The organism is Turicibacter faecis, from assembly GCF_037076425.1.
GTDB lineage: Bacteria > Bacillota_I > Bacilli_A > MOL361 > Turicibacteraceae > Turicibacter > Turicibacter faecis.
On sequence record NZ_AP028127.1, the window covers coordinates 993,174 to 1,007,592 of the forward strand.

The window sequence follows — 14,419 nt, forward strand, 5'->3', positions numbered from 1 at the left end:
GGATGTTACAACAATATATAAATTCTCATCGAGAATCCTTTAATGCGTATATGATGGGATTAATTGAAAAAGAAAATATTCCGAATGAATTGAAGGAGTCGATGCTCTATTCGTTATCTGTTGGTGGAAAGCGATTAAGGCCGATTATTTTATTCGCCGTTTTAGAAACATTAGGGTTGGATGCAAAAAAAGGATATCCAACAGCGGCCGCCCTTGAAATGATTCATACGTATTCATTAATTCATGATGATTTACCCGCAATGGATAATGATGATTTTAGAAGGGGCAAGCCGACTAATCACCGAGTATTTGGGGAGGCGATTGCTATTTTGGCGGGTGATGGTCTATTAACACACGCTTTTCGTATAATTTGTCAAGATAACGGGCTGACTGACATGCAAAAACTACAGTTAATTGCTCATCTATCTGAGGCAGCTGGTCCGACGGGGATGGTTGCTGGCCAAGTACTTGATATGGAAGCTGAACAAAAACAATTGACGCTTGACCAATTAAAAGAGGTCCATTTACATAAAACGGGATGTCTCATTGAATTTTCAGTTGCGGCTGCAGGAATTATCGCCGGTATCTCACAGGAGCTGCTACAGGATTTAAGACAATTTGCAAAACATATCGGTCTTGCTTTTCAAATCAAAGACGATATCCTAGACGTTGAGGGAGAGCGTGAACTTATTGGAAAAGATGTAGGTAGTGACATGGAAAATGGTAAAAATACGTATGTCTCTTTAGCAACATTAGCTGGGGCTAAAACATTGTTAGATGAGGAGATAAATGCATCGTCTGTCATTTTGGATAAAATCCCATATGACACGACACTACTTATGGCCATTGCACGATTCATTAAAGAACGTCAAAGTTAATAGCGGGGGCGATTATTCATAATCGCCTTTTATTGTGAGGCTATAGGATAGGGGATGCCGTGATAGCTTCTTGAGGCCTGTTTCTGTTGAAGGCGTGAGGAGACTCCACCCAATCGTTTATCTCGCCATCAAAAAAAGAGGAGTGTTCGTTTCTTGATGAAATAGTAAGTCCAAAGCCCAAACGAGGGCTACGATAGAAAAAGAGGTCCCGAGATAGGAATAAACGTCGAAATATGATATGATATAAAGGATTAGATAAAGATTAATAGATGGAACAAGGTTGGAGTGATTAGGATGTACGACATCAACAAGATTACGGATCCTTCATTCATCAAGAATTTATCCATTCAGGAAATGCAAGTTTTATGCGATGATGTTAGAACATTTTTGATTGATTCTTTATCACAAACTGGGGGACATGTGTCCTCAAATCTTGGGGTAGTCGAGTTGACAGTTGCGATGCATAAAGTTTTTAATACGCCAGAAGATAAATTCATTTGGGATGTTGGACACCAAGTATATACTCACAAAATACTAACAGGGAGAGCTCAACGATTTAATACGTTAAGACAGTATAAAGGATTATCAGGGTTTCCAAAGCGCGAGGAGTCACCTCATGATTGTTGGGAGACAGGACATGCCTCAACCTCGATTTCTGCGGCGGTTGGAATGGCTTACGCCCGGGATTTAAAGAAAGAAAATTATCATGTAGTGGCTGTCATTGGAGATGGATCATTAACAGGTGGAATGGCTTACGAGGCACTGAATCATATTGGACATACTAACCGAAGACTTATTGTTATTATCAATGATAATGAGATGTCTATTTCTCAAAATGTCGGAGCCCTGCATAATATTTTTGGAAATTTACGCACAAATGCCTCTTATTTAAAAACGAAACATCGCGTGAAGCGTTTATTGAAAAATTCCGTGGTGTTAAAACGTCTCATGTCGCGCGCTAAAGTGCGGGTCAAACGTTTTGTAATCGGTGAAAGTTTATTTGATGCAATGGGGTTTAAATATTTAGGGCCGATTGATGGACATAATTTAGAGGAACTCATTAAAAATTTAAATGTAGCGAAAACCGTAGATAAGCCGGTTATTATTCACGTGAAAACTAAAAAAGGAAAAGGTTACACTTACGCAGAGCAAGATAAACAAGGAATATGGCATGGAGTTGGGAAGTTTAATAAGGAGACGGGATCGATTTGCGCGGTTCGGGATCAAGAACGCATCTCTTGGAGTCAACATATTTGCAATATTTTAATTGAGCTATCGAAACATGATTCTCGTGTTGCTGTGATAACGCCAGCGATGATTAATGGTTCAGCGTTAAATGATTATCAAAAGTTGTATCCTGATCGATTAATTGATGTCGGAATTGCGGAAGAGCACGCGGTGACGATGGCAGGTGGAATGGCCACGCAAGGGATGAAGCCTTTTGTCTCGATTTATTCTACGTTTTTTAAACGTGCCTTTGATCAAGTTCACCACGATATTGCCCGTCAAAAATTAAATGTTGTTTTTGGTGTGGATCGTGCGGGGATTGTAGGTGCTGATGGGGAGACCCATCAGGGAATTTATGATATTCCAATGTTAAGGCCTGTTCCAAATTTAGTCATGATGATGCCTAAGGATGCGAAGGAAGCTGGGGATTTAATGTATACCGCTTATCAGATAGAGGGGCCAGTTGTTATTCGTTATCCACGTGGTGAGGTTTTAAAAGTCGATGTTAATTATGAGTCGCTTCAATGTGTTCGAGTGGGATCATGGTCTACGTTGAAAGCAGGGGGAGATGCCTATATTATTTCAATGGGACCTATTTTAGATGAGTTTGTAGGACTCGCTCAACAATTAGACGACGAACTTGGAATGAAAGTCGGCGTGATTAATGCCCGTTTTATTAAGCCGCTAGATACGAAATTGCTAGATGAATTGGCACTTAAAAAGGTTCCGCTTATTGTTTATGAGGAATCAGCAGTCATTGGTGGTTTAGGAACGGCCATTTTGGAATATTATAATCAGACAAAACAAGAGGTTGATGTAAGAAGGTTAGGAATTCCTGACCTTTATGTTCAACACGGAAGCGTTAAAGAAATTTTAGAAGAGTTACATCTTAGTTTACAAGACGTGAAACAGGAAATTAAGCAAGTCATTAATAAATAGGTCGGTGTCAAAAAAATATGAAAAAAGAACGAATTGATGTATTATTAACCCAATTAGGATATTTTAGTTCCCGCGAAAATGCTAAACGGGCGATTATGGCGGGATTAGTTCTAGTCAATCAAGAACGAGTGGATAAGCCAGGGGAAAAGGTTCCTGTGGAGGCAGTTATCACGGTTAAGGGAAATGTGTGTCCGTATGTTAGCCGTGGGGGATTAAAGTTAGAAAAGGCACTTCAAATTTTCCCTATTGATTTAAAAGATAAGATTATTATCGATATTGGTGCTTCTACGGGTGGTTTTACGGATTGCGCGTTACAAAATGGGGCGAAATTGTCATATGCAGTTGATGTGGGTTATAATCAGTTAGATTGGAAGATGCGTCAAGATGAACGCGTTATTTGTATGGAACGTACAAATTTTAGATATATGACGCCGGAGGATTTAGCATACGGTGCACCACAATTTGCTTGCATCGATGTTTCGTTTATCTCATTGAAAATTATTTTCCCGGTTTTAAAGCAGTTATTAGAAAAGAATGGTGAGGTTGTTGCGCTGATAAAACCTCAATTTGAGGCTGGAAAAGACCAAGTCGGTAAAAAAGGAATTGTTCGTGACCCGAAGGTTCATGCAAAAGTAGTGAAAGAAATTTTGGATTTTATTACGGCGTTAGAGTTAAGTGTACTCGGATTAACGTATTCACCGATTAAGGGGGGCGAAGGAAATATCGAATTCTTAGCCTATATTAAATATCAGGATGAGGTTTGCACGTCAATTGATGAAAAAGAAATTGAACGGATTGTAGCAGATGCGCATCAACAACTTTAATTTCAGTCATGATAAAGCATGGTTGAACGATAAAAAAGCATTCATATCATGAATGCTTTTTTTATTTTGATAAGATGAAAGCGCGCGTTTTCTAATGTTTTTGAAAAATAAAAGAATCTCTTAAAGTGTGACTTGAAATCCCGGTATTATCTATGATAAGATTAAATTATCGAACAAATGTTTAGGAATAACCCCTTAGAGTAGGTGATGAATATGTTATCGCATTTAAGTATAAAAAACATGGCAATTATTGAACATTTAGAATTAGATTTTAAAAAAAATATGACGGTGTTGACTGGTGAAACAGGAGCAGGAAAGTCGATTATTATTGATGCTATCTCTTTATTATTAGGGGATCGTGCGTCAACGGACCTTATCCGTCATCACGAAGAGGCAGCGGTGATTGAGGGAATTTTCGAAGTCACAGAAAATAAACCTGTAAAAAAATATTTATCCGCGTTGGGAATCGAGGTTGAAGATCAACTACTGATTAAACGAATCGTGAAACGAGTAGGGAATGGTCAAATTCGAGTGAATGGAGAACTGTTGTCTGCTACTCAATTAAAGGAAATAGGTCAATATCTCGTGGATATTCATGTTCAACATGATACACACCGTCTTTTTCAAAATGAGTATAATTATCAATTAATCGATCATTTGGATTTAACGAGTGAGGCGGCTGAAAAAAATAGAGCTTATCAATTAGCTCTTGCAACTTATAATCAGGCTAAACAAGAATATCTTTCTTTTAAGCGTAATGCGGAAGAGACCCAACGCCGAATGGATTTAATGATTTTCCAAAAAAACGAGATTGAGAAGGCCCAATTAAAATCTGGAGAATTTGAAGAGCTTGAGGAGAGACGAAATCTTATTTTAAATTCGGATAAGCTCCATAAAACATATAGTCAAATTTTACAATCTTTAACGAGTGATGGTGGAGCCTTAGAACGGTTATATCACGCCTATACGTCAACACAAAACCTTTCTTCGATAGATGAAACCTTGACCCCGGCTGTAGGGCAAATGGGTGATATCTATTATGGATTAGAGGATTTTGTAAATGTTATTTCATCCAAATTAGATGAACTTAATTATTATCCTGAAGAACTTGAAGAAATTGAAATGCGTTTAAATGAACTTCAACAATTAAAACGTAAATATCGTCTTGAAATTAATGAGATTATTCATTATTATGAGCAACTTGTGAATGATTTATCACTGTTTGAGGATGCCGGACATTATGAGGAAACATTATATGCCGCGGTAGAACAAGCGTATCATGTCGTTATTTCAAAGGGTGAAGAACTAAATGAAAGGCGAATGGAAGTTGCCGATGGAATTAAGGAACAGCTAGTGAAAGAATTAAAAGACTTACAATTATTTAACGCGCAGTTCGATGTAGAATTTAAACGCTTAGCTATAGAAGATAGATTAGAGACGATTTTTTTTACACACGGAATTTATGATATTCAATTTTTATTAAGCGCAAATAAGGGTGAGCCATTAAAGCCTCTCAATAAAATTGCCTCTGGTGGAGAGTTATCACGAATCATGCTTGCCCTAAAAACTATTTTGCATCGTGGTCAGTGTATTTCAACTATTATTTTTGATGAAATTGATACAGGTGTAAGCGGTCAGGTTGCTTCAAGTATTGGAGTAAAAATGAAAGACATTTCTAAGGAGAAGCAAGTATTATGTATTTCTCATTTGCCTCAAGTTGCTTCACTTGCTGATCATCATCTTCACGTGAGTAAACATGAAAAAAATGGACGTACTGTTACGCGGGTGAAAGAATTATCCTTTGAGGAGCGAATGAAAGAGATTGCTCGAATGTTAAGTAGTGATAATATTACGGAATCAGCACTCCTTAATGCTGAACAATTGCTTTTACAAAAATAAAAAAAAGAATTCCTTATTTTTGTTTACATAAACAGAAAATTGGAATTCTTTTTTTTAGATATTTGTTATTTAAATAGCCATAATAGTAATGTAGTTCGTGTCGAAGAAAGTTGAAAGGAGGCGCAATATGAATCAAAAAATAAATAAAAATAGGTTTTTAATTCATACGATATTAATATTTGTCTTCTCTTTATTAAGTATTAGCGCTCCAGCACAAACATATGTATGGGCCCAATCTAATAATGACCAACTTTTACATATTGATGAAAAGCGAAAAATATATGAAGTCTCGACGAAGCAGGCAGAAAGAACGGCTTCTAAAAAGCAAAATCAAAATCGTTATATGTTAATTCCTGGAGGCGATGCCATAGGAATTAAGATTCAAACAGATGGATTAGTCGTTGTCGATACCTACCTTGTGAATACGGAAGGTGGAACTATTAACCCGGCTAAGGAAGCGGGGGTTATGAAAGGAGATATGATTTTAGCAGTTAATAATCAAAAGATTTCTACAATTGAGGAATATAAAGAACAGTTGATGTTAGCGAAAGAAAACAATCAAATGATATTAACGATTAACCGCCAAGGTAAAACAGAAAATATCACCGTTCATCCGGTGATTTCGACCGAAGGTGTTTGTACGACAGGGCTTTATTTACGTGACAAATTAGCCGGTATAGGGACATTAACCTTTATCGATCCTAATACGAATAAGTATGGAGCATTAGGGCATGAAATTATTGATCAGGACACTAACCAGTTAGTTAATATAAAAAATGGTGAAATTATCAACTCTAATGTTCTATCTGTGAGAAAGGCGACGACAGGAAAGCCCGGGGAAAAGGTTGCGGACATCTTATTTGATGAAAAATTAGGAACATTAGAAAAAAATAATAAATACGGTGTTTATGGATTGATGCAATCTAATGAGATGAGCCAAAAAGACTTAATTCCAATGGCTTATATCAATGAGGTGAAAAAGGGTCCAGCACAAATTTTAACGGTCTTAAACGGAAATAAAATCGAAGCGTTTGACATTGAAATTACAGAAGTAAATGTTCAAAGTGAAAAGGCAATTAAGGGAATTAAATACACAGTGACAGATCCTCGTTTATTAGAAGAAACGGGGGGGATTGTCCAAGGAATGAGTGGGAGTCCTATTATTCAAGACGGGAAAATAATTGGTGCAGTTACCCATGTCCTTGTTCATGATTCGACGCTCGGCTATGGAATTTTTATTGAATGGATGTTGCAAGAAGTAGGAATTGAATATCCAGCTCAAAAAATGGTCACAAAAGTAGCTTAATGACGTATTAGTCTTTTTTCGACATTATTTGACACAAGAGCGTGAAAAGGGTTTAAAAAGAAATAAAAGACAAAAGATGATAAAAAAAATTTGTCGAATAGGTTTAAGAAATTTTATAATCTCACAAAAAATATAAAGTAATTATTGAAAAATGTAAGGAAGTGTAATTTAATAGATATATAACCGGAAAAATTAGGGGGCCAAAAAATGAGTAAATTAAAAGTTTTATTAGCAGATGATAATAAAGAACTAATCACTGTATTATCAGAATACATTTCATTACAAGAAGATATGGAAGTTGTTGAGGTAGCAGGAAACGGGAATGAGGTCTTATCTGTTTTAAGACAGCGCGACATCGATATTTTATTATTAGATGTGGTGATGCCAGACTTAGATGGAGTAAGTGTGTTAGAGGAATTAAAAGATAATCCAACTTTATATAAACGTCCACGCCATATTATTATGTTTACAGCATTCAACCAAGAGAAAATTATGATGCGTGCTGCGGAATTAGGAGCTTCATATTTTATTATGAAACCATTTGAAATCAATAAAATCGTAAAAATTATTCGTGATATTAATGTTCGTTTTGATACGACTGAAGTTTCAAAGCCAATTAATAATTTATATACAAACCAACGTCCTGTGGTTAAAGAGTTTGATTTAGAATCAGAAATTACAAATATTTTACACGAGATGGGTGTACCGGCACACATCAAGGGATATTTATACTTACGCGAGTCGATTAATATGGTTTACAATGATATCGAATTACTTGGATCAATTACAAAAGTTTTATATCCAGATGTTGCGAAAAAATATAAAACAACAGCTTCACGTGTTGAGCGTGCTATTCGCCATGCAATCGAAGTGGCATGGAATCGTGGAAATATTGAAGCTATTTCAAACATCTTTGGTTATACAGTAAGCGTATCAAAATCAAAGCCAACAAACTCAGAGTTTATTGCGATGATTGCCGATAAATTACGTTTAGAACATAAAAATAAAGCTGCATCATAAAACAAGATTTAAAAAAAGCATCGGGTTTCCGGTGCTTTTTTACGTTTAAGTTGGATGAACCTCTCATGATGAATGTGCATATATTAATTCAGAATGGAACTTCCTAAAAGGGAGTTAAATGCGCTGTGAGAGGAGGAAGGGGAGATTAGAAATACGATGCTTTCTAATCTTCTAAATTTAAAATGGGAAATGATAAAATTCATCTATATAAGTTAACTTGTAATTGTCCATATTGCCGACAGTTACGGTTTTTAAATGAACGCATGTTAGCGGAAGGGAAGGTGGAATTAAATACGCCGGAGGAGATAAGAAAAGAGGTTACTCCTTCGAGAAAAGAGTTAACAAATAAGGTGGTTTTTGAGCCGATAGCAAGTGGAGGTAAAACGGTATACACCCCCACCTCGATCGTTTCTAAGAAAGAACAGTTTCGAGGCGTTTGGATTACCACAGTTAGGAATAATGACTTTCCGTCTACATCGGTCTATGAAAACGGATTTAATGTGGAACAATTTAAACAGGAATTTTTGGCTATTCTTAAACGATGCAAAGAATTAAAATTAAATGCAATCTTCTTTCAAGTTCGACCGGAAGGAGATGCTTTTTACGAGTCGGGTGTTAATCCATGGAGTGTTTATTTAACAGGCGAACAAGGAGTCAAACCAAATTGGGGAGAATTTGATCCGTTGGCTTGGATGATTAATGCGACACATCACGTAGGAATTGAATTCCATGCTTGGTTTAATCCATTCCGCTTAACACCGACAGGTCCAAGTGATTCGACGAAAGAGAGTCTGTTACGGACACTTAGCGACACGCATTATGCGAGACGTCACCCGGATTGGGTTTATTATTTTAATCGACAAATTTATCTTAATCCAGGGATTCCTGCGGTTCGAGAATTTATTGTGCAGACGGTCATGGAAGTGACAGAAAAGTATGAAATTGATGCCGTTCATTTTGATGACTTTTTTTATCCATACTCTTATCAGGTGGAAGAAAACGGAGTGATTAAAGTTATCAGTTTTGCCGATGAAAGTCCAGACTATCAAACTTACGAGACTTATCATCTTCCCCATCAAACGATTTTCCAATGGCGTGAGTCAAACATCAATGAAGTTATTCGAACGCTATCAGAGGCCATTAGTGAATACAACCGGTTAGCTAAAAAAAGTGTGGCCTTTGGAATTAGTCCTTTCGGTATATGGGCTTCGGCTGAGGAAACGGGAGGTATTGGTTCACAAACATCACCTAATCAACTTTCCTCATTAAGCGAGTTTGTTAATTCAAAACTATGGATTGACGAACAGTGGATAGATTATATCGTTCCTCAAAATTATTGGTCATTTATTGATCCACTTTCAACATTTGCTGATGTTTCCGATTGGTGGAATAAGATTGTGATAAATTCTAAAACGCAACTTTATATGGGGATAGGGTTATATCTTTACAATGAAGATGCACAAAATCCTGCGTGGCAGAATAAAGAAGAGATCGTTAATCAAATTCGATATCTTTCGCATCTCGACCATGTCGATGGATATGCCTTTTTTACATATCATAATTTATTAATTTCACACCATCATCTACCGGGGCAAGAAGTATTGAATCAGGCCATTGTGAGTTTAGAAAATGAGGTTTTAACGAATTATGCACTCATCCCTTCTCGACCATGGCTACAACAAGGAGAAACATTCCCTGTCAGTCAGTTAAAGGTTACTCCTTGTGATGAAGGATGTGTATTGGTTCAATTTGAGGATATGCCAGAGAATTATAGTGAATATTACGTGATCTATCGTGCTCCGAAATCGAGTCAGCGGGATGTAATCGACTTTAATGATGCCGCGTCTATTCTTGATGTGGTAGGAAAAAATAAAAAGTCGCTCATTCAACATTATACGGATTCAAGTGCGAATCCAAATCAAACCTATACTTATGCGGTTAGTGCTTTATCTCAGGCACAAGTTGAATCCGATCCTGTTTCAGTTGTATATGTTCCGTAAAAATAAAAAAAACATTTACGTAAAGTAAATGTTTTTCTTTTATTAAAAGAATGGCATATCGCGTAAGCCGATGATGCTGATGATTAATGAAATAACAGGAACAACAACAAATGATAAAGCGAGAATTAATAATAAAATTTTTGTTCCCTTCATTTTGTTTAAATTATGCGGAGCCTTTTTAGCCATATTTAATTCACCTCATAGACAACTTTTGCTATAATGTTATGTGTAACTGAATCTATTATAATATATATATCTAAAAAAAGGAAGAGGATTTACCGTTGGAAAAGCCTATATTTAGAATTATCTTCCATATTGATTTAAATGCTTTTTTTGCTTCTTGTGAAATAGCGAGGCGTCCAGAGTTAAAGGATGTCCCCGTAGCGATTACGGGAGAAAAGTCATCAAAGCGTGGGATTGTAACGACTGCTAATTATGTCGCGAGAAAGTATGGGGTGAGCAGTGCGATGCCACTTGTTCAGGCCAAAAGGAAGTGTCCTAATTTAGTGGTTATTGCCGCAAATTTTAACTTGTACAAACAGGTTTCAAGGCAATTTCTTGATCTTCTTCACACGTATACCGATCAAGTTGAGAAAGCTTCGATTGATGAGGCTTATTTAGATGTGACGGCTCTTTTTCAAGAAGGTGGGGTGCATCCTGTGCAGTTAGCATTGCAAATGCAGCAACGTATTTTCAATGAGTTAAAGATTGGGTGTAGTGTAGGAATTGGACCGAATAAGTTTTTAGCGAAAATGGCGTCGGATATGAAAAAACCAAATGGGATTACGGTCTTAAGAAAGCGGGATTTACCACAACTGTTATGGCCACGGCCTATTGAAGAGATGTTTGGTGTTGGGAAAGCTTCGGCTCCAAAATTAAAACAACTTGGAATACAGACGATTGGGGATCTGGTTCATTTTCATGAAGTTGAACGATTAGAGTGGTTGTTTGGAAGTCAGGCCTTGAAATGGATAGAGCATGCGAGGGGGGAGGACTTGAGTATTGTTGATCCACAGCGATATGAAGTTCCGTCAAGCATTGGTCATTCGACGACGTTTTCTAAGGATTATTATTTTGAACGTGAAATTAAAGAAGAAGCGAAAAAAATGTGTTTGAAAACCGCCAATCGTTTAAAAAAGTATGGTCTCTATGCAAAAACAGTGTCACTACAACTCAAGGATACACACTTTAAGCAGATGACGCGTAGTTTAACTGTATCGAAGCCTATCCAGCATATGAATGAATTATACCCGCTTGTTGAGGGATTGTTTGATGATCACTGGGAGGGGCAACCGTTACGGTTAATCGGGGTATATACCTCCAATTTAGTGCATACTAATAAAACAACTGAGCCTTTAAACTTATTTAATTATCAGTCATTTGTCGGGGAAGGGAAAATTAGGAAGACTATGGAAGAGATAAAAAATAAATATGGGGCGGATTTGATTCAAAAGGGAATTCAGAAAGGAAAGAAAAACGAATGAAAAATTTAACTGAAAAACAACTAACAACGAAGGAATATTATCGTAATTCATTTTTGAGTGTGACAGAGGATGAGGTGCAATTACCTAATCAATTAGAAGCGAAGCGCGTCGTCGTCAATCATCCGGGTGGGGTGAATTTAATTGTTTTAGACGAGGAACGTCGTTTAATTCTTGTCGAGCAATACCGTTATCCTGTTGGAAGGCTAACACTTGAAACTCCCGCAGGAAAGATTGAAAAAGGTGAGTTAACGTCTGTGACGGCTAAGCGAGAGCTAGAGGAGGAGACGGGTTATACGTGTGATTCATTAAAAATGATTGGACGTTTTGCAACGTCGCCTGGTTTTTGTAATGAATATATTGAAAATTATTTAGTTATGAATCCCAAAAAATTAGAGCATCCTGTTCAGGGAGATGAGGATGAATTTTTAAATGTCTACCACTTATCAAAAGAGGAGGCGTTAGCTGCCGTTGAAGAGGGGCGAATTTGTGATTTTAAAACGGTCTATGCAATTCAATATTTAATGTTGACGCAACGTTGGTAAGAAGGCGAGGCTTTGCTAGCAATTTTTTATACGAACGTCAGTTAAATCACGGATCGCAACGTTGAAAGGTGTCCATTAATGAACGTTGTGACCTATGCTATTTTCAATTTTATCTTTGTTAAATTTAGCGACAGGCCGCTTAACTGGGGCAACTGTATTGTTTGAGACTAAACTAACGTGTTGCCTTCGTCAATTGATGAGTAAAACGGGATAAAGTTGACGGGGGACTATCAAGTAAAGTGGTTAATAAAGGGTCAAATTGTAATTCATCCGTATCATCAGTACCATGAGAAGTAGTAATCGTTTAGTAATTTTTTTGAGATAAAGGTTGTGATTTGTAGGGATTCACACCAACTGATTAGTCTTTAAACAAATGGATTATTTTAAGAGTTCTGAAAACTTCATGTGATGCATAAATTCTTAGATTAATAATGGTCCTGCATCGGATGTTAAATCTTCTTTGGAAAATAAGTTTCATTTTTTATTGAAATGATATTGTCCTGGATGTGTCATAAAATGTAAAAAGCGTTAATCCCACTAAGGGTTTAACGCTTTTTACATTTTTATGGTGAATGAGTTAGGGTTAAAATTATTTAAGATTTCCAATAAGCCTTACGAAAAGATCACTCTAAACCGTGCGGAGAGGGAAGGAATATTTTTGAGACAACGTATCAATAGGCAGAGTTTATTTAGAGGACCAAAACACGCCAGTATCAATGCCAATTGAATAACACTGATTGACATCTTTACATGATCGGTTCACAAAAAAACTTCACGACACACTTTGGTCGTGAAGTCCCGCCGATAAGAAAAATTACAAAAAATTAGATAGTAGAACCCGTTTTTAGCTTGTTTTTTTCGATAAATAAATTAATCCTATACACATCCAAATATTCGGAATGAAATAGAAAACTTCATGATTTATTAAAATAGATAGTTTGAGTAGAAACAAAGATAGTAGTACAAATAATAAAATCTTTTTCCTATCCTTATCTAAATGATTAAATTTTCTAAAAATAAAAAACGGTACTCCAAGACTAAATATTACTATAAACGACATCAAATAAGCCCCCCAAACTAAAGCACTTGCCATGGCTGCTAAACATAGTAGACAGTCAGTTCCTAAAGTTACTGCACAAAGCACACCACAACCTGTTACAATTTTAACAGCTAATTCAGTAGTAATTTCTATAAAATCAGTTCAAGAACCAAGAACTGGACGTGATGTTATTGCCTGATTACGAACCTCTGAAACTGTCATAAAAGTCTCTTGAGTATCTATAGAAACAACGTTTTTTTATTTGCATACATCCTTACCGTCATATTTCCCTCAGTGTTTTTTATAACATGTCATTTGTTAACAGTAAGTCATTCACCTTCTTTTGAAAACATAACTGTAACATTATTTAATTCATGATTACCGATCGTTCTTTATAGAATTACAATGGAATGATAAGTTTAATCCTCTGATTATGCCCCCATTCATTATTTATTTTCTCCATCAATCTTATCTTGTGAAACACGAATTAATGATTCATCACCTACTTAAGCTTCGATTATTTCCCCTAAAGGTAGCTGAAGCAATTTTACAGGCGCTAGGTCTTTATTTATTACTGCATAATTTTTTAACGTTGATAAATTGTTACTTTTTGTTTTTTGTGGATGAAGTATTAGAGGAATAAATTTGTTAGGTGTCAACAATGCAGGCAAAGACTAAAGGCAATTTAATAAAAAAGAATCCCTTTTTAGGTTAATAAAGTACAAAGTTATATCCCTCTATTATGTTTCTATAAACTAAACTCATATATAGCTTACAACATATCCTTTGTTTGTTACACAAACTGGTGTGAAATTTCTATTTATTTTTATTTTCACGTTTAATTTTATTGTCAAAAGAAAGAGTTTATCTTCTTTTTGAAAAGAAATTAGTGTTTTGTAGTTGATAAATTAAATTTTCAACTACAAAACATAATATTGAAAATTATTTAGTTATGAATCCCAAAAAATTAGAGCATCCTGTTCAGGGAGATGAGGATGAATTTTTAAATGTCTACCACTTATCAAAAGAGGAGGCGTTAGCTGCCGTTGAAGAGGGGCGAATTTGTGATTTTAAAACGGTCTATGCGATTCAATATTTAATGTTGACGCAACGTTGGTAAGAAGGCAACGCTAGAGGGCACCATTCATGAAAAGGGAATGGTGTTTTTTGATGAAGAAGTGACGTGGTGATGTTAGACTGAATGAAATAAATAAAAAAATTAAACTCATTTAGGCATAATCCTGAGTCTTCTTTCATAAGG

General features: G+C 36.1%; 11 protein-coding genes. 10 read left to right on the forward strand and 1 reads right to left on the reverse strand.

Going from position 1 to position 14,419, the window contains the following annotated elements; translation table 11 throughout:
• Positions 1-2: 2 nt before the first annotated feature.
• The 7 genes from AACH31_RS04790 (at position 3) to AACH31_RS04820 (ending at position 10,093) form a co-directional block, all read left to right on the forward strand.
• Complete coding sequence (locus tag AACH31_RS04790) at positions 3-878, forward strand: polyprenyl synthetase family protein (RefSeq protein WP_161831628.1); 876 nt, start codon at positions 3-5, stop codon at positions 876-878.
• Positions 879-1,172: 294 nt separating this feature from the next.
• A complete protein-coding gene (gene dxs, locus AACH31_RS04795; RefSeq protein WP_161831627.1) occupies positions 1,173-3,044 on the forward strand; it encodes a 1-deoxy-D-xylulose-5-phosphate synthase in 1,872 nt (623 codons plus the stop codon).
• Between the two features lie 17 nt (positions 3,045-3,061).
• A complete protein-coding gene (locus AACH31_RS04800) occupies positions 3,062-3,868 on the forward strand; it encodes a TlyA family RNA methyltransferase (RefSeq protein WP_161831626.1) in 807 nt (268 codons plus the stop codon).
• A 213-nt stretch (positions 3,869-4,081) separates the two neighbouring features.
• A complete protein-coding gene (gene recN, locus AACH31_RS04805) occupies positions 4,082-5,767 on the forward strand; it encodes a DNA repair protein RecN (protein WP_161831625.1) in 1,686 nt (561 codons plus the stop codon).
• Positions 5,768-5,894: 127 nt separating this feature from the next.
• On the forward strand, positions 5,895-7,073 hold the full coding sequence (gene spoIVB, locus AACH31_RS04810; protein ID WP_161831624.1) for a SpoIVB peptidase: 1,179 nt from the start codon (positions 5,895-5,897) through the stop codon (positions 7,071-7,073).
• Between the two features lie 207 nt (positions 7,074-7,280).
• Entirely contained in the window at positions 7,281-8,093 is an 813-nt protein-coding gene (gene spo0A, locus AACH31_RS04815; protein ID WP_161831623.1) for a sporulation transcription factor Spo0A, read from the forward strand.
• 281 nt (positions 8,094-8,374) lie between these two features.
• Positions 8,375-10,093, forward strand: coding sequence for a glycoside hydrolase family 10 protein (locus AACH31_RS04820; RefSeq protein ID WP_161831622.1), 1,719 nt, complete (start codon positions 8,375-8,377; stop codon positions 10,091-10,093).
• A gap of 42 nt (positions 10,094-10,135) precedes the next feature.
• Here the strand turns inward: AACH31_RS04820 and AACH31_RS04825 are convergent, their stop codons facing one another.
• On the reverse strand, positions 10,136-10,279 hold the full coding sequence (locus AACH31_RS04825; RefSeq protein WP_202618723.1) for a hypothetical protein: 144 nt from the start codon (positions 10,277-10,279) through the stop codon (positions 10,136-10,138).
• A 95-nt stretch (positions 10,280-10,374) separates the two neighbouring features.
• Between AACH31_RS04825 and AACH31_RS04830 the strand changes: the two genes are divergently transcribed.
• The 3 genes from AACH31_RS04830 (at position 10,375) to AACH31_RS04840 (ending at position 14,278) form a co-directional block, all read left to right on the forward strand.
• Positions 10,375-11,577 (forward strand): DNA polymerase IV, encoded by a 1,203-nt coding sequence (locus AACH31_RS04830; RefSeq protein WP_262950617.1) that lies wholly within the window; start codon positions 10,375-10,377, stop codon positions 11,575-11,577.
• Positions 11,574-12,119, forward strand: coding sequence for an NUDIX hydrolase (locus AACH31_RS04835; protein ID WP_262953604.1), 546 nt, complete (start codon positions 11,574-11,576; stop codon positions 12,117-12,119). Before AACH31_RS04830 ends, AACH31_RS04835 begins: the two co-directional genes overlap by 4 nt.
• Before the next feature lie 1,991 nt (positions 12,120-14,110).
• A complete protein-coding gene (locus tag AACH31_RS04840) occupies positions 14,111-14,278 on the forward strand; it encodes a hypothetical protein (protein ID WP_338617970.1) in 168 nt (55 codons plus the stop codon).
• Positions 14,279-14,419: the final 141 nt, after the last annotated feature.